Origin of the sequence: Streptomyces orinoci, assembly GCF_003121295.1 — a bacterium.
Classification (GTDB): domain Bacteria; phylum Actinomycetota; class Actinomycetes; order Streptomycetales; family Streptomycetaceae; genus Streptomyces; species Streptomyces orinoci.
The window spans coordinates 279,643-302,639 of record NZ_PHNC01000031.1; the positions used below are offsets into that span (position 1 = coordinate 279,643).

Sequence of the window (22,997 nt, forward strand, 5' to 3'; positions counted from 1 at the left end):
TCGCCCGGCGGCGGGGTCAGCCCAGGGCGCGGTCGAGGTTGAAGGCGGCGCTGATGAGGGCGAGGTGGGTGAACGCCTGGGGAAAGTTGCCCTGCTGCCGGCCGGTGTGGCTGATCTCCTCGGCGTAGAGGCCGAGGTGGTTGGCGTAGGTGAGCATCTTCTCGAACGCCAGCCGGGCCTCGTTCAGGCGCCCGGCCCGGGTGAGGGCCTCGACGTACCAGAAGGAGCAGATGGAGAAGGTGCCTTCCTCCCCTTCCAGGCCGTCCGGGCTGGCCTTGGGGTCATAGCGCCACACCAGCGAGTCGGACACCAGCTCATCGCCGAGGGCGTCCAGGGTGGACAGCCACAGCGGGTCGGTCGGCGCGATAAACCTGGTCAGCGGCATCATCAGCACCGCGGCGTCCAGCACCTCCGAGTCCTCGTGCTGGACGAACGCCTGCCGGGCGGGCGACCAGCCCCGGTCCATGATCCGCCAGTAGATCTCGTCCCGGACCGGCACCCAGCGGGCCGAATTCGCCGGCAGGCTGTGCCGCTGGGCGATGCGCAGGGCCCGGTCGATGGCCACCCAGCACATCAGATGGGAGTAGAGGAACCTCTTGCGCCCGCCACGGGTCTCCCACACCCCCTCGTCCGGCTGGTCCCAGTGCTCGCAGACCCAGTCCACCAGGGCGCACACCCCGCGCCAGTGGCCGCTGGAGATGGGCCGGCACCACTTGTCGTAGAGGTAGACGGAGTCCAGCAGAGCGCCGTAGATGTCCAGTTGCAGCTGGGTGGCGGCGCCATTGCCGACCCGCACCGGTGCCGAGCCCTGGTACCCCTCCAGCTGGGGCAGCACTCGTTCGGGCAGCTCAAGGCGTCCGTCGATGCCGTACATCACCTGAAGGGGGCCGGACGGTCCGCCGCCACGGCGCTCGGTGTGCCGGGTGAGGAAGCCCATGAACGCCTCGGCCTCCCCGGTGAAACCAAGTCTGAGCAGCGCATAGACGGCGAACGCGGCATCGCGCACCCATACATGGCGGTAGTCCCAGTTGCGCCCGCCGCCGATCCGCTCGGGCAGGCTGGTGGTGGGCGCCGCCACGATCGCGCCGGTGGGGGCGTAGGTGAGCAGCTTGAGGGTGAGGGCCGAGCGGTGCACCATCTCCCGCCATCTGCCCCGGTAGCGGGACTGGCGCAGCCAGTTCCGCCAGAAGGCGACCGTGGCGGTGAACTCCCGCTCGGCCCGCGCCCGCGGGCAGCCGCGTGGCGCGGCCTCACCACGGTTCTGCTCCAGGGCGAAGACCGCGCTCTCGCCCCGGGCGAGCCGGAATTCCGCTGCCGCATCCCCGCCGTCGCACTCCAGCGGCACCGTGGCGGTCAGCCTCAGCGACAGCGACAGCGCCGCGCAGTCGAACACCGCGGCCCCGTCCGCCATCCGCACGGTGTGCCGCTCGGCGCCATAGCCGAACCGGGGGGCCACCCGGGCCCGGAACGGGATCGTTCCGCGAACGCACACCACCCGCCGGACCAGCCGGTGGCTGTCCGCCTCGCCGGACTCCGACAAGGGCATGAAGTCCTGGATCTCCCCCAGCCCCTCCTCGGTGAAGAACCGGGTGATCAGCACATTGGTGTCCGGGAAGTACAGCTGCTTGGTACGGGACGGAACGGCGGCGGCCAGCTCGAAGGCCCCGCCCCGGTCCGCGTCGAGGATGGCCGCGAAGACGCTGGGGGAATCGAACGCCGGGCAGCAGTACCAGTCGATGGTGCCGTCGGTGCCCACCAGCGCCACCGTGCGCAGATCCCCGATCAGGCCGTGGTCCGCGATCGGCAGATAACGCTCGGATGTGTCCCGTCCCGGTGCCCCGTACATCGCAGCACCTCCCTGCTGCGCCCGCCGGAAGGAGGCCAACCGCGGCATGCGCCGCCCGGCCGCCCCTGGACGTGCTCACCCCCACTGGTTCGGAGAATAACGCCGCCCGCCGCACGAGCGCTTCCCGCCGGCGCACGCCAAAATGCCCGCATGAGGCGTCGAGCTACACGCACAGTTCAGGCTGGTCGCACCCCGATCAGGCTGGTCGCACCCCGACTCGCCGACTTCCACCCAGGACGTTCCGCCGCCGTGATGCGGTGCCCTCATTGCCCACAGCATGCTCGGGCACCGCAGACTGCCAAACGGCAGAGCCCGCCCCGGCCGCCTACACCTCCGTAGGGGCGATCAGGCTGCGTACGACCGGCGTGGCGATACGCAACACGTCTTCCAAATCGGCCTCGGCGAGGTCGGGCAGGCACAGAACATACCGTTGAGTGGCGATGCCCATCATGATCGCTGCGAACAGGCCCGCCCGCAGGCGCGCGTCAGGCGCGTCCATGTTCGCGGCAACCCGGTCCACCGCCTCGGCGGTGACGTGGCGGCGCATGAGGTCGGCGGCCTCGTCGCTGGTCATACTGGCGCGCATGAGCACCGCCATGGGGCTGTCGGGGTCCGCGGCCCAGGTGCCCAGCATGCCCCGGAGGTAGTTCTCAACAGTGCGGCTGGGGTCGTCGGTGGTCAGTTGGTCAATGGGGATGGAGAAGTGGACGGCCTCGCGGAACAGCGCCTGCTTGGTGCCGAAGTAATTGATGACCGACGACTTGTCCACGCCGGCGGCCGCAGCGATGCCGCGGATGGTGGCGCGCTCGTACCCGAGTCGGCCGAACTGGCCGCGGGCCGCCTCAAGGATGCGCCGACGGGTGCGTTCACCTTTGCGTTCCGGCCGACCGGTGTCCTCACCGCCGTCCTGCGACCGGTTTTCCCCCAACGGTGCGAACGCCGGGTCGGCGCTGGGCATCTCGGTCTCCTTCCGCTTCGCGCTCTGCATCGTACTGGCGTATTGCACCGCTGCGCCGAGGGGCAGCCAGCCGGCGCCCTCGGGCTCGGCGACCACCCCCGGGTAATCCGTTTGCCATCCGATCGACAGGGGGCAAAAGTCATGCCGGACACGCAGGCCAGGAACCTCGCTTCGAGGCTGCGAAGAAGGTAACTGCACCGCCTTGGTCGCGGCGACGGCGCGGCAGAAGATCCGCGCGCCATCGCCCCGGCAACCACCGCCGTCAGCCCACCGGCGGATGGACGTCGCCGGGCTGCGGCTTCTTCGCGTTGACCGCGACGACTACGAGCAGCGCCGCCCCGGCGAGCACCGCAGAGCCCACCCCGAACGATGAGGTGTAGCCGTCGGTCAGAGCCACCTTGGCGCGCTCCACAAGCCCGAAGTCGTGGCTTGCGATGCCGCGGAAGTACGCGGCCCCGGCATGCGGCAGCTTGTTGTCGGCGACCGTCGTGGAGACCGTGGACAGCGCCGCGAGGCCCAGGGCGCCGCCGACTTGCTGGGAGGCGTCGAGGAGCCCGGAGGCGATGCCCGCGTCGTGTTCGCCGACACCGCGAACCGCTCCAAGTGTCAGCGGCACCAGGCACAGCCCGAGCCCGAGCGCGGTGACGAACATGGCCGGCATCAGGTGCGTGGTGTAGGAGGACGACGCGTCCAGCGAACTGAACCAGAGCAGCCCGCCCGCGCCGATCAGCGCACCGGGCGCGACGACGGCGCGCGGCGGGACGAAGGCTACGAGCTTGGCGCCGAGGAAGCCCGCCGAGATACCCATGCCGAAGGTGAACGGCAGATAGGCGAAGCCCGTCTTGACCGGGCTGTAGCTGAGAGTCTGCTGCATGTACAGGGTGAGGAAGTAGAAGGTGGAGAACATGCCGGCGCCGACAAGCAGCATCGTGGCGTACGAGCCCGCACGGTTCCGGTCGCGGAGCAGGCGTAGCGGCATCATCGGTTCAGCCACGCGCGCCTGCGTGAACAGGAAGACGCTCAGCAGGACGGCGGCAACCACGAAGAATGAGACGGTGATTGCGTCGGTCCATCCGTCCTCACCGCCACGGGTGATGGCGTAAACAAGGGACACCATGCCGGCAGTTGCGGTGATCGCACCGGGGACGTCCAGCCGCCCGTTGTCCCGGTTGGCGTCGCCCAGGAACCGGGTTCCGATGACGACAAGGAGCCCGATGGGGACGTTGACGAAGAGGACCCATCGCCAGTTGAGGTAGTCGGTGAGCACGCCGCCGAGCATGAGCCCGAGGGCGGAGCCGACGCCCGCCATGGCGGCGTAAACGCCCAACGCCCGGTTACGTGGCTTCCCTTCGGGGAATGTCGTGGCGATCAGGGACAGCGCCGTCGGTGATGCGATGGCGGCGCCCACGCCCTGCACAACGCGCGCACCAAGGAGCGTGGCTTCGTTGGGAGCGAGCCCGCCGAGCAGCGAGGCGAGGGTGAAGACGGCGAGGCCGAACCGGAACACCCGGCGTCGGCCGTAGAGGTCACCGGCCCGCCCGCCGAGCAGCATCAGACCGCCGAAGGCCAGGGCGTAGGCGTTGACGACCCAGGCAAGGTTGGCGGAGGAAATGTCGAGGTCGGTCTGGATGCTGGGCAGCGCGATGTTCATGATCGTGTTGTCCAGCACGAGTATCAGCTGTGCGGATGCGATGACGGCCAGGGCAAGTCCGGGATGACTCACCGCTGTTGGAGCCGACTGGACGGGTTGGGGGGACGTGGTGGTTGGGCTGTCGCTAGACATGGTTTCTCCAGCACGTGATGGGTGGACCGCAAGGGCGGCCCATGAAAGTGTACAAGCGTTGTTTTTTCTCTGGAGGTCGTCTAGCGTGGCGTCATGAACATCAAGTACCCGACTGTGATCGCAGGTGCCCTGCTGGCCCTCGCCACCTCAACTGGTGTGGCCAGCGCTGAGACCGAGTGCTCCACCAGCCCTGTGGGCGTGTGGTCCGGCACGGTGAAGTTCAAAGACCAGACCAGCCCGATAGACGTCTCGTTCGGCAAGGACGGTGCTGTCTGCCTGGAAACGCCCGTGAGCGTCGGCCAGGGCACCTGGGTGAAGACCGGCGGGCAGACCTTCACCTACGTCATCAAGGAAACGTTCAAGGACGGTTCAGGCATGAGCGGTTGGGTGTCCATAGACCAGAACGCCGTGCTGAACAGCAGTAAGGCCTTTACTAGCTCCGGCTTGTCGAAGGTGTACGACGCATCTGGCAACCAGGTGGGGACGACCGCGGCCACCACCGAAGCCACGCGCAAGAGCTACTCGGCGCCCGGTTGCCACAAGTAGCGGCCGAAGAAAGACACTTGCGCATTCGAACGGGGACGGCGCCCCCAACCCCCGGGGTGGCGCCGTCCCATCAGCGATGAGGGGATCACCATCGATACCGCGCTCCTGGCCCTCCATGTAACGCTCGCGCTGGGCCTTACCATCCTGCTGGGCGTCCAGTGCGCCGAACTCGCCCGCCTGCGACGGCTCGTTGGCGACCCGGCAGAGGCCCGTCCCCATGTCTCGACGGCGGTCGTCACTGCCATTCCGGTGGTCACGGTTGTGGTGGCCGTGACGGGCGGGGCGCTCCTGGGCCGCGGTTTCCATGGCGGACCGTGGGTTGGCGCCGGCGTCTTCTCTTGCTTGGTCATCATCACGGCGGCCGTCTGGACGTTGCGCGCACTGCGTGACACCGCTCCGGAGCGGCCGCGGACGGCCGCCCGCCTCGCCGCCGCCCAGTGGGGAACGCCCGCCTTCACACTGGGTGCCACCTTCCTCATGGCCGCGCGCCCGGACAGCGTGGGGGTCGCCCTGGCGCCCGTCGTCCTGGCGACGGTGGTGACAGCCGCCGCGTTCCGGCGGGGGGCGACGGCCCGTCCTGTACGCGCCGTCTGAACGCCACTCTCTCGGGGCGCCCTGCTCTGCCTGGGCGCCGGTGCGGATGTCAGCGGTGGCCGGTGCCTGATCTGTGAGTCGGGAAAAGGCGGTTCAGCCGTTCCCGCCGCCCGAGGGGTAGGGGGCCTGCTGAACCGCCTCTTCCCGAAATCGTTCAGGGCCTCCGGCCGCCCGACCCGGGGGATTTCAGCGGGCGATCCGCCGAACGCGGCCGGACCCCACGGACATCCTGGCCGCCAAACGCCGGGGCACCGCACGGGGGCTGCACGAGCGGACGGCAGGCCACTGCGAACGCCCGGGCAATCAGCCCGGCCACAGTGGTATCGACAAGATCCTCCGAGCGAGCCCGCTCTGGCCGAACCACCTCTGGTCGAACCGCCTGAGCCCGTCCGCTCTGGGCTCGGTCACCCTGAGCTGGCGCCATCTGGCGACGGGCTGCTCCGGCCCGCGTCAACGCGCTTTCAGTAGGCCTCTTCACGATGTGCTTCCTTCCCCCGTCGTTCCCTGGCCTGTGTCAGCGCCAGAGCTTGTCCTGAAAGTCCGGCCAGGTGACCAGTCCGGGACGCGGGCTCAGCGCCCCGCTGGCGCACCGAACCAGCGGCGCAGCGCCCTCGGCAGCTCATCGGCTCCCTGATCGGTCCATACGACGTAGCCGTCCGGCCGCACCAGAACGGAGCCGAAATCAGCCTCCCGCCAGCCGCGTTCGGGCCGCGCCACGGCCACGTCAACCCGGTCGGCCCAGCCCGCTGCCCTGGTCAGGAAGGCGGACGCCGCTCTGCCGGGCGACAGATCAAGGAGCAGCCCCCGGCCGCTCCGGAGCAGCGCTGCGGATGTGGTAGGTCCGCTCTCGGTCAGCAGCCGCATATGCGGCAACCGCGCGCCCAGCAGGGGATTGGATCCGGCACCGACGTCGTAGCGGATGTCGAGGCCGCTGATCATGCCGCCCAGGTGCCGACGGACGTCTGCGTAGGCTATCTGCTCGCCCAGGACCGCCCGCAATGCCTCCACCTCGGAGCCGCCGAGCAGCAGCAGCGCCTGCGCCTGGATGTTGGTGAGGACGCGGGTTCCCACGGCGCGCCGCTCGGCGTCATAGGTGTCAAGCAGTCCCTCCGGTGCGGCACCCCTCAGCTCGGCGGCGAGCTTCCAGCCGAGGTTCACGGCGTCCTGCAGACCGAGGTTGAGTGCCTGCCCGCCCACCGGCATCTGCGCGTGGGCGGCGTCGCCGGCCAGCAGGACACGGCCCGCGCGGTAGGTGCTCGCCTGCCGGCACATGTCCCCGAAGGCGTTCACCCACACGGGAGTTCCACAGCTGATGTCCTCACCGGTGACCCGCTTCCATGCCGCGGCCACCTCCGCATACTCCGGCGCAGCGGTCCGGTGGTCAGCCGGACTGCCGAACTCGTGCACCATGACGCGGGTGACGCCGCCGCGCGTCGCGGCGATGGCCAGCCCGTCCTCAAGCCGTTCGAAGCGTCTGTCAGGCACGTCCACGCCGCGCACATCCGCCCGCAGAAGCTCCCGCGTCGCATCCCTGCCGGGGAAGCCGATACCGGTCAGCCGCCGCACGACGCTGTCCTCGCCGTCGCACCCGACGAGGTAAGGCGCCCTGACACGGAGGGGGCCAGCGGGACCGGCCGCCTCCGCCTCAACGTAGTCGTCTCTGCGCACCACGCCGCACACTTCGTGCCCCCGACGTACATCCGCCCCCAGTCCGGCGGCCCACGTCCCAAGAAGCTCCTCGGTTCGTGCCTGGGGCACCTTCCACTGCCCCGGGTACGCGGTGTCGAGCCCTCCCAGGTCGAGGGGGATCCCGCCGAAGTGGCTCATGGCATCGTTCGGCACAGCCCCCAGCGGCTCCAGCAGGCCCCGCTGGTCGAAGACCTCCATGGTGCGGGAGTGCAGGGTAGAGGCACGGGACTCGGTGGTCGGCTCGGCCAGCCGCTCCAGCACCACCACCTCCGCACCGCCGAGTCGCAGTTCACCGGCCAGCATCAGCCCCACTGGGCCCGCGCCAACCACGATGACCTGCGTTTCCATGAACTCCTCTGCCATACCTCCCCCTCGCGCGTCCGGCTGTCCAGCCCCGCTCCGGCCCTGCCCGTTCAGCTCCGCGCCTCCGCGTAAGCCTTGGCATGCCCCAAGGTGGCCGTGCTGTTGGTGCTGAGCGCCGTGCGGACAAACCGGCGCGCCTCCTCGATGCCGGCGTCGGCGCCCAGGACCTTGGTGATGTTTTCGGTGTTGATCACCACTGTGTGCTGGGAGGTCGCGGCGACGCCGCCATCGTTCTCCTCCAGCCGCCAATACCCGGTGTGCAGTGTCATGAGGGCCGGCAGAACGATCTGCTTGTAGACGATCCGTTCGTGCGGGAAACACACCCGCACCGACTTGGTGGTGTGCGTGGATCCGTCCTTCGTCCGGGTGTCCATCTCCAGCATCTGAAGGCCGGGCGTCTCCTCGGTCAGCCCGACGCGAGCGACATGCGGCAGACGCTCGGTCCAGCGGTCAGCCTCGTTGAGGAAGTCGTAGACGTCCTTGGCCGAGCCATTGATCTGCACAGTGTCCTCGAAGGAGAGCATCAGCTCTTCGGCGCCGGACACTGCCGCCTCGACGTTGTCCTTGAGCGCGGCCAGTTCGGAGCGGCTGTTGCGGTCGACGGCCTGGTCTATCCACTCCAGCTTCGCCGGGTCGTCGTCAACGGCCCGGTAGTAATGCAGTAGCCGCACGCGCGACTCATTGCCCCCCAGCGGCTCGATGATCCAGGCGCCGCCCATGGCACCCACAGGAGGTGTAGAGACCTCCTGGCGGAAGTCGATGCGCAGCGCGGACGCGTCCAAGGTGCGGCGTGACGTCCAGCTCTTCGCCTCGCCGCGCGCGGTGGCCCAGATCCGAATGCGCTCCTCCTGGCCGCCGCGCTCCAGGTGCTCGACATGCACCGTGGGCGGGAAGATCTGCGGCCAGTTCTCTACCTCGGCGATGAGGCGGTAAACGGCAGCGGCCGGCGCGAGCACCGTGATCTCATGCTCGACCTCGCGGGATTCCGGCTGCGTCATGCTCTTCTCCTTGCTCGATGGGATTCCTGTTGCGCCCCGGCGCCGCCGGTCGGGGGCCTGCTCAGAAGTTGCCGAGTCCGCCGCAGACGTTGATGGCCTGCGCGGTGATGGAGGCAGCGGTGTCGGATGCCAGGTAGGCGACCAGGCCGGCAACCTCCTGCGGGGTGGAGTAGCGGCCAAGCGGGATCTTCGCCTGGAACTTCTCCAGGATCTCCGCCTCGGAGACCTCGTACGCCGTGGCGTAGCCCTCCCGGACGCGCTGCGCCATGGGTGTCTCGACGTACCCGGGGCAGACGGCGTTGACGGTGATCCCGGTCTTGCCGAGCTCGTTGCCGAGGGCCTTGGTGAAGCCGACCACGCCGTGCTTTGACGCCGAGTACGGCGCGCCGAGAACCACACCCTGCTTGCCGGCGGTGGAGGCGATGTTGATGATGCGCCCGCGGTCCTTATGCCGCATGCCGCCGGTGTTGAGCACCTCGCGCGTCATAAGGAAGACACTGTTGAGGTTGGTGTTAATGACGTCGAACCACAGGTCGTCAGCGATATCCGCAGTGACGCCACCTCCGCTGCGGCCGGCGTTGTTCACCAGGACGTCCACCGTGCCAAAGCGGTCAACCGCCGCCCGCACGAAAGCCTTGATGTCGTCGGCGGAGCGGACGTCGCAGGCGGTGCCGTCAACGTCGAGGCCCTCCGCGCAAAGCTCCTTGACTGTCGACGCCACACTCTCGGCGTTGCGGGCGCAGAGGAACACGCTGTGCTGCCGCTCCGCCAGCGCCCGGGTGACAGCGAGGCCGATGCCACTGGTGGCACCGGTGACGAGGGCTACCCGCTGCTGTTGCTGGGACATGTCTTCTCCGTGGATTCGATGGCTGCGGGGACTGTGATGTGCCGCGCTGCGGGCTGCGGTTACTGCGGCAAGCCCAGGAGTCCGCGGGGCACCTCCGAGGTCAGACCGAGGCGGCAAGCTGGGCGTTCACCAGTTCAATGAGCTCACGCGGCGTCTTGGCCGTGATCAGCGCGTCGTCGTCCCCGGCGAGGTGGAACTCGCGCTCGATGCGAGTGCTCGTCTCCAGCAGGGCGAGCGAGTCGTACCCGAGCTCTTCGAAGGTGGCGTCGGTGATGTCGCCTTCGAGCGCGGAGCCGCTGTCTGCGCCAGCGCCCTCCAGCAGGATGCGCTTGAGGTCTGCGAGGGTGAAGGTGTTCTGGGTCATGAGTGGCCTTTCTCGATTTGCTGTGTGTCGAGCGGAAGGAGTGACCGCCGTGTGGGTCAGACGGCACGCACGACGACGGCCGAATTGAAGCCGCCGACGCCGCGGGCGAGAACCAGTGCGGAGGTGAGCGGCCTCTCCCGCGCTTCTCCGGTCACCAGGTCAAGCCCATACCCGGGTGCGGCTGTGACGTTGACGGTCGGCGGGATCACGCCGTCCCGCAGGGCGAGCAGCGCCGCCGTCAGGTCGAGTGGCGCGCCACCGGAGTGCAGTCGGCCCGTCATGGTCTTCGGCGCGGTGACCGGGACAGCGTGCGGGCCGAAGACCGCGTTGATCGCATCGGCTTCGATACGGTCCAGCTCGGTGGTGCCGGCGGCGTCGGCGAAGACGACGTCGATATCCGCAGCGGCCATGCCGGCGTCTGCCAGCGCCACGTCGATCGCCCTGCGCAGGCCAGGTTCGCGGTCGCTGCCCGGCCGGGGGTCGAAGGTGGCGCCGTAGCCGGCGATCTCACCGTAGACGTGCTCCGCTCCCCGGCGCCGCGCCGCGTCCGCGTCCTCCAGGATCAGAATCGCGCCGCCCTCGCCTGGAACGTGACCGGCGGCGGCCTCATCGAAGGGCAGGTAGGCCCGGTCCGGGTCGTCGGCCGTGCTGAGCCGGCCGGTCGCGAGCTGCGGGACCCAGCCCCAGGGGCAAACGGAGCTGTCCACGCCACCAGAAACAATCAGGCTGACGCCCTTGCGGATCTGCCGACGGGCCTGTGCGACGGCGTCGAGCCCGCCCGCTTGGTCGGTGACCACCACGCCGCTCGGGCCACGCATGCCATGACGGATGGAGATCTGGCCGGTGTTCACCGCGTAGAACCAGGCGAAGGACTGGTAGGCGCTGACGTACTGGCTGCCTTTGCTCCACAGGTTCTGCAGCTCCCGCTGGCCGAACTCGAAGCCGCCGGAAGAACTGGCGGTCACCACGCCCATGGAGAACTCGGGCAGTTCTGCAGGGACAACGCCGGCGTCGTCCAGGGCCCAGTCCGCTGCGACAAGCGCCAGCCGCGTCATGTGGTCGGTCTGCGGCAGCAGCCGTCCGGGCAGATACTGTCCAGCGTCGAACCCTGGCACCTCGCCGGCCAGCCGGGTTGGGTACTTCTCGGCGTCGAACCGGGTGACGCGGCCGATGCCGGAGCGCCCTTCCAGGGTGGCGGACCAGTAGTCCGCCATGCCAAGCCCGTTGGGCGCAGTGACACCGAGACCAGTCACCACTACCGAGGCGGTCATGCGTTCCTCCTGTCCGGGGCGGTCAGCACCATCGCGCTCTGGAAGCCGCCGAACCCACTGCCCACCGTGAGCACGGTGTCGGTGTGGTGGTCGCGCGCGGTCAGCGGCACGTAGTCCAAGTCGCACTCAGGGTCCGGGTCGTGCAGATTCGCGGTGGGCGGGACCACGTTGTGCTCCATGGCCAGCACGGACGCGGCGATCTCGATGGAGCCGATGGCCCCGAGCGAGTGCCCGATCATCGACTTGATCGAGCTGACCGGGGTCCGGTACGCGTGCTCACCGAGACTGCTCTTGAACGCGGCGGTCTCATGCCGGTCGTTCTGACGGGTGCCTGAGCCGTGGGCGTTGATGTAGTCGATGTCCTCAGGATTCACCCGGGCCTCCCGCGTAGCCGTACGGATGGCTTCAGCCATCTCGCGGCCGTCCGGGCGGAGGCCGGTCATGTGGAAGGCGTTGCACCGCGAGGCGAAGCCTGCGATCTCGGCGTAGATGTGCGCTCCCCGCCGTCGGGCTCGCTCCAGTTCCTCCAAAACGAAAACGGCGGAGCCCTCGCCGAGGACAAAGCCGTTGCGGCTGTTGTCGAACGGCCTGGAGGCGTGCTCTGGGTCGTCGTTGCGCGGTGTCGTCGCCTTGATGGCATCAAAGCACGCAACTGTGATCGGTGAGATCGGCGCGTCGGTGGCGCCGGCCACCATGACGTCGGCCGACCCTTCGATGATCAGCTCGCGGGCGTACCCGACCGAGTCCAGACCAGAGGTACAGCCGGTGGACACCACCGCGGTTGGGCCCTCTCCGCCGACTTGCCAGGCCACCTCGGTCGCGATCGAGCTTGGCACCATGTGCCCGTAAAGGTGCGGCACCGCATACTCATGGTCGACCAGCCACTTGCGGCCGTTGTCGCTGACGACGCGGTATTCCTCCTCCAGGCCCATGGTGCAGCCAACCGCGCTCCCGATGGTCACGCCGGTCCGGGTCACGTCGAGGTCCAAAAGGTCCAGCCCGCTACTTTCGACTGCCTCCCGGGCCGCCACCATGGCGAACTGCGTCGCCCGGTCGGCGCGGCGGATCTGCTGCGGGGACAGGCCGTGCAGCTGCGGGTCGAAATCAACTTCCGCGGCCACCCGCGAGCGGAATGGTGATGCGTCGAACGAGGAGAGTTTCCTGGTCGCCGTCCTGCCCTCGCTCAACAAGCTCCAGAAATTCTTGACGCCGACCCCGCCCGGCGCCACGACTCCTATTCCGGTGATTACCACCCGACGTGCCACTGGCACAGCCTCCGTTCAGGGAACTCGCATACCCGGTGTCCGTCCAATCGCCGATGGAGTGGGCCGGTCATGAGTCCTGGGTCCAGTAGTAGAAGCGCCGTGCCATGGCATCGGCGGGCGACCGCCAGGTATCGGGGTCGTAAGCCTCGATGTGGGCCTTCAAGTCCTCACTGATGTTCACGAACAACGGGTTGGTGCGCGCCTCCTCAATGGCCTCTCCTCCGTTGTCCGAGTCGAAGTCCTGGAGGTGGAAGTAGAGGCCCTGGTACGAAAAGAGCTGCCGACGACGCGTGCCCATCAGTCCAGGCATCTCCGACTTGTCGAACTCGCCGAAAAGACGCGCGACTTCATCGGCCGACCCCGGCGCCATGCGAGCCACGATCAGGGTGCTGTGCATCCTGCTTCCTTCCTGATTCCCATAGGTGGAGTAGGTGGATTGGGCCGACGCGGTACGCGCGGCCCGTGGTCAACTGGCCCCGCGCTCCCCGCCCCGGTCCGCTGGGCCGGGAGCGCCGAACCAGCGCCGAAGGGCTTCGGGCAGAGCAGTCCGGCCGGGAGCGGCCCAGGCCACATGGCCGTCGGGCCGCAGCAGGACGGCGTCGGTCGCGGCGAACGGTTCGTCCGCGCCGGACACAAGTACCTTGGCCGTGACGATGTCCACCCGGTCCGCCCACCCGGCGGCCGCACCGCGCAGCCCCGCGTCGTCGGAGAAATCGAGCAGTATGCCTCTGGCCCCGCGCAGCAACGGGTAGATGCGGGAGGGGCCTTCGGCTGGGCCAATCTCAGCGTCCGGCATACGCCGACCAACCAGAGGATGGTCACCGGGCCCGGCCTCGTAACGCACATCCAGGCCGCTGACCATGCCGGCCAGATGCCTGCTGACGTCCTCATAGCGGATCAGTTCTTTGAGGACCTCGCGCAACGGCTGTACGGCATCACCGCCGAGCATGAGCAGCCCCTGCGCCTGGGTGTTCAGCAGCAGTCGGGCGCCCACAGGGTGCCGCTCGGAGTGGTAGGTGTCCAGCAGCCCCTCCGGTGCCCGGCCCAGCACCTCGGCGGCAAGCTTCCAGCCCAGGTTGACGGCGTCCTGGACACTGACGTTGAGGCCCTGGCCGCCTGCGGGCAGGTGGATGTGGGCGGCGTCCCCGGCCAGCAGCACCCGTCCTTGGCGATACCGGCTGGCCTGGCGGGTGGCATTGCCGAACGAACTGACCCACAGTGGCGTGCCGTTCCTGATGTCCTCGCCGGTGAGGCGCTGCCAGACAGCGGCCACCTCCTCGAAGTCAGGGGGGGCAGTACGGCGACGCGCGGGCCCAGTGCGCTCGCACATGATGACGCGCATCACGCCGCCGCCCAGCGGGGCGCACATGGCCATGCCGCCGGGCGCCGACGAGCCGATGGGCCGCGGGTGAATGTCGGCGCCCGCCACATCGGCCAAGAGCAGCTCCATGGTCGCCGCTGTGCCGGTGAACTCGAAGTCGGCCAGCCGCCGTACGGTGCTACGGCCGCCATCGCACCCCACTAGGTAGGAGGCCCGTAGCTCCCTTTCGCCGTCCGGGGTTCGGAACCGCGCGTTGACTCCGCTGCCGTCGTCGGCCAGGCCGACGAGCTCCCAGCCGCGCCGGATCTCCATATTGAGCCCGGTAACCCATGCGGTGAGCACTTCCTCGGTGCGCGCCTGGGGAACGCCCTGGGCACCAAAATGCCCGCTTTCAAGCACGCCGAAATCCACCGGTAGCCCGCCGAAGTGGCCAGCGCGACTCGTCGCCAGATCGCTGAACAATGGGAGAATTCCCCGCTGGTCGAATATCTCCATGGTGCGCGCATTGAACCCCAGTCCGCGGGATTCTCCGCTCGGCTCGGCAAGGCGGTCCACAAGGATGGCTTCCACTCCTGCCAACCGGAGTTCTCCAGCCAACATAAGTCCTGCCGGACCGGCACCCACAATCAGGACTGCCGTGTCCGCGGGCCTTTTCTCGGCTGCCACGAACCTTCCCCCTTGCTTTGTTCAGCAACGCCGTGCGGACTCAATTTTCTGATCTCCGGTGATTGGGATCAACACTCCCTTTCAATGCCTGTGTGAGGCTTCCGCAGAGAAACGTCAATTCTTCAGGAGAACGCAAGGTCAATGTCAGAGAACTTCAAAGTCTGCAGCAGGGAAGTGCTTACCACCGGCTTCCGGGGAGGGGCCACTGGCTCGCTGACACTCGCTACCCGGTGCCGTTGCGAGGCTGCGTCGGCAGTCCCGGCAGGAAGAACCCGGCTGCCGCGTAAGAGGGATATCAACGCCACGCTACGACCGAGCGGTGCTGCTTGCAGATGCGGAGCGCTGCTAACAGCCGCGGTCCGGCAGCGCAAGGTCACCACCTTCGGCCCGGGACCGCCGGCCGTCTTCCAGTCCTCGCTGGAGGCAGGAGATCCAAGGCACAGTCCTGTCGACCCCTCGGCAGACGCCTCTCCCCTCCCAAGTCCTCTGACACAGCCAAGTCAGCGGTGAAGGTGTTGGGAATTGCCAGCGAGCAGCGCCGGGTACGGTTCACCCGCTGCCGCGACCCCGGAAAGAAGAGAGGCATGGGCCTCCCGATGCTCTCAGGAGGCCCATGCCATGTATGTGCGGCCGGTGCTGGCCTGCTGTACCGCTCTACGCCGTTCTACGGTCCGCGTGTGATTCTACGGTTCGGGTGTGGTCCCAGGGGCGGCCGATCCGGAATCCAACACCGCGCACGGTGACGATCCAGGAAGTGGAACCCAGTTTGTTCCGCAGGCTACTGACGTGAGTGTCGATAGTACGGCCGGAGCGGCTCCAGCTGTCGTCCCAGACCTTCGACATGATTTCTCGTCTACTCACCACGCTGTCAGGCCTGGAGGCCAGGAGTGAAAGTAGGTCGAATTCTTTTCGCGTGACGTTGACAACATCTCCGCGCATGCGGACTTCGCGGGCGTCTTGGTATACGCACAGAGGTCCGTAGGTGATGATTTTCTCGGTCGGCCGCGTCGGGCGCGCACGCCGCATGACCGCTTCGATGCGGGCAGCGAGTTCCTGAAACCGGTACGGCCTCACCACGCAGTCGTCCGCGCCGGCCCGCAGGGCCAGTACGCAATCCAGTTCAGTACCCCTTGGCGACACGGCAATGATCGGCGTCTCACAGGCGACACGAATTCTCCGGCAGACCTCCAGTCCATCCATATCGGGAAGGTCTAAATCCACAATTACCAGGTCGACCGCGTAATAGGCCGCCAAAACGCCCCTCGCGGCGCCCACAAGCCGCGCTTCATATCCTTTTAGACGGAGGTTATGGGCGAGAGATTCACCTGCAGATGCATCCCCTGCCGCTATAAGCACTCGCATTTAAATGGCCCCCCGGCTGCCGTTCTTGTACGCAGTTGGACAGTATCAGCGGAACGGGCCACACTCAGCACACTGTGCACCTAATCACAAGAGGTAATACCCACTCTGTCGCAAGTCGGACACCGTTACCACGAGTATCACAAAGAAATCGGAAAACTGACCCCAAACCGGACATTTCATGCCGGTGGCCGACTTCATAGCTGCACCACTTGGATAACCATGCCGGACGTATCGGCGACCAGCTCATGAAAGGGAATTGGATCCCCTCAGACCGTTTGGAATGGAGCCAAAACCAATGGCAGGCCGGCCCTTCAGCTGTTTGGCTCATAGTCGAACCGGCCAGCCTGAATGTCGCTGATGAGGGATACCCACGACGGCTTCGACACTCGCAGAGCAGGGCGCCCTGTATCTTTCGAATCCCGGATGCCGACCTGCGAAGCCAGCTTAAATCACGATGGTGCGGCGGCTCTTCTTCGCCCTCGGTGCCCCCAGGCAGGGCTTTCCGTCCTCGTCACGCTTCCACGCCCGCTGGATGCGGAGGGCGGGGCGTCCGTTGCGGCGGCGGAGGTCCCGGGGCTGGAGCGCGGTGATCTCACCCTACCGGCCCCCGGTTTCCGCGAAGGTCTCGATGAGGTCCTTGGCGTCCTCGGCCATGCACTCGTGGATCCAGGCGTATTCCTCGCGTTCGAGAAAGACCATCTCCTCCTCGGCCTCTTCGCCGTCGAGACGGGCCAGGCGGGTGTAGTTGCACGGGTTCGTCGCGGCTGGTGCCGCCCTCCCCGTCACCCACCGAGTAGCTCTTGAACCACGGCGACATGTTTCTGTTCGACCAACCGGTGGTACTTGGCCTTGGTGTCCCCCTGGACGCCGGTGAGCAGGTCGATCTGCTTCATGGCGAAGGGCTCGAACATCTCGTCCGGGCTGCGCAGGTCCGCGGTGAACCCGCGGCCGCGTATCGCAGCCGGGCGGCCATTGCTGTCCGTGTCCGTTCGCCAGGTCCCGGAAGCGCTCAGCGGCTGTCTCGTCGTCGAAGACCTCTGACTCCTGCTTCGCGTCCCTCGCCCCGTCGGCACGGAACAGCACGGCGTACGACACCGTGCCGTCCTTTTTCTCCCGCTTCCCGATGCTGCCACGGATGGCACGTTATGGCCGAGACTTGTTGACACGGTGTTGACGCTATAAACACGGAGAGGCCCTCTGACCCGCGTTTCCGCAGGTCAGAGGGCCTCTCGGCGAGTGGAGCCTAGGGGAGTCGAACCCCTGACATCTGCCATGCAAAGACAGCGCTCTACCAACTGAGCTAAGGCCCCGTCCTGCACCAGACTACCCGGTGCCGGAGGTGTTCCCGACCGGGTATCGCCCGTACCCGTCGCTCTCCGTAGGATGCAGCGCAAGATTCGCGGCAGCGAAGCGAAGGGGAGAGCGAGATGGACGCAGCACAGCAGGATGCCACGGCCCGCGCACGAGAGCTGCAGCGGAGCTGGTACGGGGAGCCGCTGGGGGCCCTGTTCCGCCGTCTCATCGACGATCTCGGCCTCAACCAGGCCCGTCTCGCCTCCGTGCTGGGTCTTTCGGCGCCCATGCTCTCGCAGTTGATGAGCGGTCAGCGCGCCAAGATCGGCAACCCGGCGGTGGTACAGCGGGTTCAGGCGCTGCAGGAGCTCTCCACCCAGGTCGCCGATGGCAGCGTCAGCGCCGCCGAGGCGGCGGAGCGGATGGAGGAGGTCAAGCGCAGTTCGGGCGGCTCGGTCCTCAACTCCACCCAGACCACGGCCAGCAGCGGCGCCCCGACCGTCAAGCGGGTGGTCCGCGAGATCCAGTCGCTGCTGCGCTCGGTGGCCGGCGCCGGGGACATCATCGACGCCGCCGACACCCTCGCCCCCGCCCACCCCGAACTCGCCGAATTCCTGCGGGTGTACGGCGCCGGGCGCACCGCCGAGGCGGTCGCCCACTATGAGGCGCACCAGAGCTGACGGCGCCCGGAGCGGGGCTGATGGGTGAGCTGTTCGCCGGGCGGTACCACCTCGTCGATCCCGTCGGGCGCGGCGGCGCGGGGGCCGTCTGGCGCGCCTGGGACCGGCGCCGCGGGCGCTATGTGGCCGCCAAGGTGCTGCTGCACTCCGACGCCCACACCCTGCTGAGGTTCGTCCGCGAACAGGCGCTGCGCATCGACCATCCGCATGTGCTGGCGCCGCGGAGCTGGGCGGCGGACGACGACAAGGTGCTGTTCACCATGGACCTGGTGCGCGGCGGCTCGGTGGCCCATCTCATCGGTGACTACGGTCCGTTGCCGCCGCGCTTTGTCTGTGTCCTGCTGGACCAGTTGCTGGCCGGGCTGGCGGCGGTGCATCTGGAGGGCGTGGTGCACCGTGACATCAAACCCGCCAATCTCCTTCTGGAGGCCACCGGAACGGGGCGTCCGCATCTGCGGCTGTCGGATTTCGGGGTCGCCATGCGCAAGGGCGAGCCCCGGCTGACCCAGGCCAACTATGTGATGGGGACGCCCGGTTATTTCGCGCCGGAGCAAATGGCGGGCGAGGAACCGGACTTCCCGGCGGATCTGTTCGCGGTGGGGCTGGTGGCGCTCTATCTGCTCTCCGGGCGCAAGCCGGATGCCGAGGCCCTGGTGCGGCGGTTCGAGGAACAGGGCGTGCCCGGACCGCCGGACGAGGTGCCCGCGCCGCTGTGGGAGGTGGTGGCCGGTCTGCTGCAGCCGGATCCCGCGCTGCGGTTCCGCAGCGCCACCGGGGTGCGCAAGGCGCTGGCGCCGGTGCTGGAGCTGCTGCCGGAGCCGGGCGCCGAGGAGGAGCGGATCGAGGTCTTCGACCAGCTCGGCCCGCTGCCGCCGGGCTTCGGTCCGGCCGGGCCGGAGCCCGGTACGGCCGTGGCGCACGGTACTTGGGGCGCCATGCCCGCCGTGCCGCCACCGCCCGTACACCCGCCGCGGACGCCGCCGGGGACCCCGGTCCGGACGCCCGTGACGGGCCCCACGCCGCCCGCGCCGACGCTTCCCCTGCCTGCCACCCCGGGGGACGTCCGGCGGGCGTACGGGCCGCCCGCCAGGGTCGCGGTGCCGGTGCTGCTGCTGGCCTTGTTCTGCCTGGCGGTGGGGATCTGGGCGCTGGCCACCGCCTGACCGGGGGTATTCACCTTCGCAATCATTTTATTTGCGTTGGCAAATAGATCTCGGGTGTATGGCGGTTACAGCGGGAAAAGCGAACCGGGCCCCCGCCGTCATCACGGCCGGGACCCGGTCAAAGGGGCTCTATGTCTCACACACCCGAACCTGCGGGCACGGAGTCGGTCGCCTCCGTCCACAGATCCTGCTCGGCGCGATCCGCCTGGATCTGGCGGTACACGAGGAGCCCGCCGATGGCGGCCAGTGCGACCAGGAGGAGCTTCTTCACCGCGCGACCTCGTCTTTCCTTGACGTAAGGGGACTGCTGGTGGCCGATGATACACACCGGCCGATACCGATCGGTGACCTGTGCCCGGCCTTTGCCCGATCCCAACTGCCGTACCGGAAAAGCCGATCGGCCCGGACGGAGAAAATCTCCGTCCGGGCCGATCGCGCCGGTGGGGCTAACAGGACTTGAACCTGTGGCCTCTTCCTTATCAGGGAAGCGCTCTAACCGTCTGAGCTATAGCCCCGCGCTGCACCGAAAGATTAGCGCACTTGGGGCCCAGTCCCAAAATCGCGGTCAGTCGTCCTCGGCCAGGGTCAGTTCCACCCCGCCCACAAAGGAGGCGGAGAGGTTGTAGGCGAAGGCGGCCAGCGTCGCCAGCGCGGTGGCCAGCACCACCTCGATCACCGCGATGATCACGGTGAACATCAGCACCCGCGGCAGCGACAGGAAGGACTGCAGGTCGAAGCCGCCGCCCTCGCCGGAGGTGGCGTCACTGATGGTGCTGCCCACCGCGGAGAAGATCCCCATGGCGTCCAGCACCAGCCACAGCACCCCGACCGCCACGATGGTGCACACGCCCAGCGCCACCGACAGCAGGAAGCTGACCTTCATCACCGACCAGGGGTCGGCCTTGGCCACCCGCAGCCGCGCCGAGCGGGTACGCGGCCCCGGACCGTCCGCGGCCGGGGCCGGGCGCCCGGCGGTCTCCCGGACCGGCCGCTCGGCCTGCTGGGGCGGCACAGCGGCCTTGGCGCCGGTCTTGGCGCCGGCGGTGGTCTTCCCCGCCGGGGCGGCGGCCTTGGCGGCCGCCCCGGTGCCCTTCTTGGCCCCATTGCCCCCGGCCGCCTTGGCGGCCTCCGCCGGAGGCTCATAGGCCTTCGGCGGGTGGTACGGCTCTCGGGTGTCCGTCATGGTTATCCCCCTGCCCGTGGTGGACCCGCCCCGGGAGTCTGCCCCGTCCCCGCCGGGGACACGGGCGCCGGTCTCATCGGATGCGCTGTTCGCGGAACCGCGACGCCCACCCGCGGCGCCCGTGGCTCGACTCACGTCCTACTCCTCGGTGGTCTCGGCCGAGGGCTCCCCGCCCTCGCCCGTCTCGGGCGCCTCGCCACCCGTCACGTCCGCGGCCCCGGCCGACGGCTCCTCATCGACCTCTTCGGCCTCCCGGCCGGCCTCGGCGTTACGGGCGATGCCTACCACGGCATCCCGCTTGCCCAAGTTGATCAGTTGGACGCCCATGGTGTCACGGCCGGTTTCCCGGACTTCGCTGACCCGAGTACGGATCACGCCACCGCTGAGGGTGATCGCCAGGATCTCGTCCCCCTCCTCGACCACCAGCGCGCCGACCAGCGAACCCCGGTCCTCCACGATCTTCGCCGCCTTGATGCCCAGACCACCGCGGCCCTGCACCCGGTACTCGTCCACCGGCGTGCGCTTGGCATAGCCGCCGTCGGTAGCCGTGAAGACAAAGGTGCCCGGACGGACGACGTTCATCGACAGCAGTTCGTCACCCTCCCGGAAGCTCATGCCCTTGACGCCCGAGGTGGCCCGGCCCATCGGCCGCAGCGAGTCATCGGTCGCGGTGAACCGGATGGACTGCGCCTTCTTGCTGATCAGCAGCAGATCGTCGTCGGCCGACACCAGCTCGGCACCGATCAGCTCGTCCTCGCGGCCGTCCTCCATCTCCCGGAGGTTGATGGCGATCACACCACCGGAACGCGGGGAGTCGTAGTCCTTCAGCGGGGTCTTCTTCACCAGGCCCGACTTGGTGGCCAGCACCAAGTAGGGCGCCGCCTCGTAGTCGCGGATGGCCAGGATCTGGGCGATCCGCTCGTCCGGCTGGAAGGCCAGCAGATTGGCCACATGCTGGCCGCGGGCGTCCCGGCCGGCGTCCGGCAGCTCATACGCCTTGGCCCGGTATACCCGGCCCTTGTTGGTGAAGAACAGCAGCCAGTGGTGGGTGGTGGAGACAAAGAAGTGATCGACGATGTCGTCCTGCTTCAGCTTGGTGCCCCGCACACCCTTGCCGCCGCGCTTCTGCGACCGGTAGTCCTCGGTCTTGGTGCGCTTGACATAGCCACCGTTGGTGATGGTCACCACGATGTCCTCTTCGGCGATCAGGTCCTCGATGGACATATCGCCCTCGAAGGGCACCAGCATGGAGCGCCGGTCGTCGCCGAACTTCTCGACGATCGCGGTCAGTTCCTCGCTGATGATGCCGCGCTGCCGCTCCGGCGAGGCCAGGATGGCGTTGTACTCGTTGATCTTGGCCTGGAGCTCGTCGTGCTCCGCCACGATCTTCTGGCGCTCCAGGGCGGCCAGCCGGCGCAGCTGCATCTCCAGGATCGCGTTGGCCTGGATCTCGTCGATCTCCAGCAGGCCCATCAGGCCCGCCCGCGCCACCTCGACCGTGTCACTGCGCCGGATCAGCGCGATGACCTCGTCAATGGCGTCCAGCGCCTTGAGCAGACCGCGCAGGATGTGCGCCCGCTCCTCGGCCTTGCGCAGCCGGAACCGGGTCCGGCGGACGATGACCTCGATCTGGTGCGTCACCCAGTTGCGGATGAACGCGTCCAGGGAGAGGGTGCGCGGCACCCCGTCCACCAGCGCCAGCATGTTGGCACCGAAGTTGGTCTGCAGATCGGTGTGCTTGTAGAGGTTGTTGAGGACGACCTTGGCGACCGCGTCCCGCTTGAGGACGATCACCAGCCGCTGGCCGGTGCGCGAGGAGGTCTCGTCGCGGACATCGGCGATACCGCCGATCTTCCCGTCCTTCACCAGGTCGGCGATCTTCTGCGCCAGGTTGTCCGGGTTGACCTGGTAGGGCAGCTCGGTGACCACCAGGCACTGGCGGTTCTGGATCTCCTCCACCTCGACCACCGCGCGCATGGTGATCGAGCCGCGGCCGGTGCGGTAGGCCTCCTCGATGCCCTTGCGGCCCACCACCAGGGCGCCGGTCGGGAAGTCCGGGCCCTTGATCCGCTCGATCAGCGCGTCCAGCAGCTCCTCGGGCGTGGCCCCGGGGTTGGCCAGGTACCACTGGGCACCCTCGGCCACCTCGCGCAGATTGTGCGGCGGGATATTGGTGGCCATGCCGACGGCGATGCCGGCACTGCCGTTGACCAGCAGGTTGGGGAAGCGCGACGGCAGCACCGTCGGCTCCTGGTTACGGCCGTCGTAGTTGTCCTGGAAATCGACGGTCTCCTCGTCGATGTCCCGGACCATCTCCATCGACAGCGGCGCCATCTTGCACTCGGTGTACCGCATGGCGGCCGCCGGGTCGTTGCCCGGGGAGCCGAAGTTGCCGTTGGAGTCCACCAGCGGCATCCGCATCGACCAGTGCTGGGCCAGCCGCACCAGGGCGTCGTAGATGGAGGCGTCACCGTGCGGGTGGTAGGTACCCATGACGTCACCGACGACACGGGCGCACTTGTAGAAGCCCTTCTCCGGCCGGTAGCCGCCGTCGTACATGGCGTACAGCACCCGGCGGTGCACCGGCTTGAGACCGTCACGCACATCGGGCAGCGCACGCGAGACGATCACGCTCATCGCGTAGTCCAGGTACGAGCGCTGCATCTCGGTCTCGAGCCCCACCGGCTCGACGCGCATTCCCACGCCCTCGATGGCGGCCGGCTGGCCCTCGGGCGTGACGGGGGTGGGCGTGGGGGGAGTCTCGGGAGTGGTCTCGTCGGCCATTGTCGTTCAAAGTCCTTTCAA

At 68.2% G+C, this 22,997-nt stretch carries 21 protein-coding genes and 2 tRNA genes; 4 read left to right on the forward strand and 19 right to left on the reverse strand.

Features of this window, described 5'->3' with window-relative positions; genetic code table 11:
- Positions 1–16 precede the first annotated feature (16 nt).
- The 3 genes from CV755_RS23380 to CV755_RS23390 form a co-directional block, all read right to left on the reverse strand.
- Positions 17–1,846, reverse strand: a complete 1,830-nt coding sequence (locus CV755_RS23380) for a glycoside hydrolase family 15 protein (RefSeq protein ID WP_109282257.1) — start codon at positions 1,844–1,846, stop codon at positions 17–19.
- A gap of 325 nt (positions 1,847–2,171) precedes the next feature.
- The gene (locus tag CV755_RS23385; protein WP_241561366.1) at positions 2,172–2,900 is read right to left on the reverse strand and encodes a TetR/AcrR family transcriptional regulator; all 729 of its coding nucleotides are present in this window, start codon (positions 2,898–2,900) and stop codon (positions 2,172–2,174) included.
- A 166-nt stretch (positions 2,901–3,066) separates the two neighbouring features.
- Positions 3,067–4,587 (reverse strand): MFS transporter, encoded by a 1,521-nt coding sequence (locus CV755_RS23390; RefSeq protein WP_109282258.1) that lies wholly within the window; start codon positions 4,585–4,587, stop codon positions 3,067–3,069.
- A gap of 93 nt (positions 4,588–4,680) precedes the next feature.
- Here CV755_RS23390 and CV755_RS23395 point away from each other — a divergent pair, with 93 nt between their 5' ends.
- Together CV755_RS23395 and CV755_RS23400 are read left to right on the forward strand one after the other, a co-directional pair.
- Positions 4,681–5,133 (forward strand): hypothetical protein, encoded by a 453-nt coding sequence (locus CV755_RS23395; RefSeq protein WP_109282259.1) that lies wholly within the window; start codon positions 4,681–4,683, stop codon positions 5,131–5,133.
- A 342-nt stretch (positions 5,134–5,475) separates the two neighbouring features.
- Positions 5,476–5,727, forward strand: coding sequence for a hypothetical protein (locus CV755_RS23400; protein ID WP_153068743.1), 252 nt, complete (start codon positions 5,476–5,478; stop codon positions 5,725–5,727).
- Positions 5,728–6,297: 570 nt separating this feature from the next.
- On the opposite strand, the gene CV755_RS23405 is transcribed toward CV755_RS23400, so the two are convergent.
- The 12 genes from CV755_RS23405 to CV755_RS23460 all read right to left on the reverse strand — a co-directional run bounded on the left by CV755_RS23405 (position 6,298) and on the right by CV755_RS23460 (position 17,183).
- Positions 6,298–7,779, reverse strand: a complete 1,482-nt coding sequence (locus CV755_RS23405) for an FAD-dependent monooxygenase (protein WP_338323685.1) — start codon at positions 7,777–7,779, stop codon at positions 6,298–6,300.
- 50 nt (positions 7,780–7,829) lie between these two features.
- Positions 7,830–8,777, reverse strand: coding sequence for an aromatase/cyclase (locus tag CV755_RS23410; protein ID WP_109282261.1), 948 nt, complete (start codon positions 8,775–8,777; stop codon positions 7,830–7,832).
- Between the two features lie 61 nt (positions 8,778–8,838).
- Positions 8,839–9,624, reverse strand: a complete 786-nt coding sequence (gene fabG, locus CV755_RS23415; RefSeq protein WP_109282262.1) for a 3-oxoacyl-ACP reductase FabG — start codon at positions 9,622–9,624, stop codon at positions 8,839–8,841.
- 100 nt (positions 9,625–9,724) lie between these two features.
- Entirely contained in the window at positions 9,725–9,988 is a 264-nt protein-coding gene (locus tag CV755_RS23420) for an acyl carrier protein (RefSeq protein ID WP_109282263.1), read from the reverse strand.
- Between the two features lie 56 nt (positions 9,989–10,044).
- Entirely contained in the window at positions 10,045–11,259 is a 1,215-nt protein-coding gene (locus tag CV755_RS23425) for a ketosynthase chain-length factor (protein WP_109282264.1), read from the reverse strand.
- On the reverse strand, positions 11,256–12,524 hold the full coding sequence (locus CV755_RS23430) for a beta-ketoacyl-[acyl-carrier-protein] synthase family protein (RefSeq protein ID WP_277751852.1): 1,269 nt from the start codon (positions 12,522–12,524) through the stop codon (positions 11,256–11,258). The genes CV755_RS23425 and CV755_RS23430 overlap by 4 nt, the downstream gene beginning before the upstream one ends.
- 67 nt (positions 12,525–12,591) lie before the next feature.
- Complete coding sequence (locus tag CV755_RS23435) at positions 12,592–12,921, reverse strand: TcmI family type II polyketide cyclase (RefSeq protein ID WP_109282266.1); 330 nt, start codon at positions 12,919–12,921, stop codon at positions 12,592–12,594.
- 69 nt (positions 12,922–12,990) lie between these two features.
- Entirely contained in the window at positions 12,991–14,511 is a 1,521-nt protein-coding gene (locus CV755_RS23440; protein ID WP_277751853.1) for an FAD-dependent monooxygenase, read from the reverse strand.
- Positions 14,512–15,165: 654 nt separating this feature from the next.
- Positions 15,166–15,873, reverse strand: coding sequence for a response regulator transcription factor (locus tag CV755_RS23445; protein WP_109282268.1), 708 nt, complete (start codon positions 15,871–15,873; stop codon positions 15,166–15,168).
- A gap of 597 nt (positions 15,874–16,470) precedes the next feature.
- A complete protein-coding gene (locus CV755_RS35420; RefSeq protein ID WP_193553464.1) occupies positions 16,471–16,659 on the reverse strand; it encodes a hypothetical protein in 189 nt (62 codons plus the stop codon).
- Complete coding sequence (locus CV755_RS36790; protein ID WP_277751854.1) at positions 16,656–16,784, reverse strand: hypothetical protein; 129 nt, start codon at positions 16,782–16,784, stop codon at positions 16,656–16,658. Before CV755_RS36790 ends, CV755_RS35420 begins: the two co-directional genes overlap by 4 nt.
- 326 nt (positions 16,785–17,110) lie before the next feature.
- Positions 17,111–17,183 (reverse strand) — tRNA-Ala (locus tag CV755_RS23460).
- A 117-nt stretch (positions 17,184–17,300) separates the two neighbouring features.
- On the opposite strand from CV755_RS23460, the gene CV755_RS23465 reads away from it, so the two are divergent.
- Together CV755_RS23465 and CV755_RS23470 are read left to right on the forward strand one after the other, a co-directional pair.
- Positions 17,301–17,846, forward strand: coding sequence for a helix-turn-helix domain-containing protein (locus CV755_RS23465; protein WP_109282269.1), 546 nt, complete (start codon positions 17,301–17,303; stop codon positions 17,844–17,846).
- 20 nt (positions 17,847–17,866) lie between these two features.
- Positions 17,867–19,009: a serine/threonine-protein kinase gene (locus CV755_RS23470; protein ID WP_109282270.1), complete on the forward strand. Its 1,143-nt coding sequence runs from the start codon at positions 17,867–17,869 to the stop codon at positions 19,007–19,009.
- Between the two features lie 136 nt (positions 19,010–19,145).
- Here the strand turns inward: CV755_RS23470 and CV755_RS36315 are convergent, their stop codons facing one another.
- From CV755_RS36315 to gyrA, 4 genes are all read right to left on the reverse strand, one after another.
- Positions 19,146–19,280 carry a DLW-39 family protein gene (locus tag CV755_RS36315; RefSeq protein ID WP_003958712.1) on the reverse strand — a complete coding sequence of 45 codons (135 nt, stop codon included), beginning with the start codon at positions 19,278–19,280 and terminating at the stop codon, positions 19,146–19,148.
- Positions 19,281–19,450: 170 nt separating this feature from the next.
- Positions 19,451–19,524: transfer RNA gene (locus tag CV755_RS23480), tRNA-Ile, on the reverse strand.
- 50 nt (positions 19,525–19,574) lie between these two features.
- Entirely contained in the window at positions 19,575–20,327 is a 753-nt protein-coding gene (locus tag CV755_RS23485) for a DUF3566 domain-containing protein (protein WP_109282271.1), read from the reverse strand.
- 3 nt (positions 20,328–20,330) lie between these two features.
- Positions 20,331–22,976 (reverse strand): DNA gyrase subunit A, encoded by a 2,646-nt coding sequence (gene gyrA, locus CV755_RS23490; RefSeq protein WP_109282272.1) that lies wholly within the window; start codon positions 22,974–22,976, stop codon positions 20,331–20,333.
- Positions 22,977–22,997 lie beyond the last annotated feature (21 nt).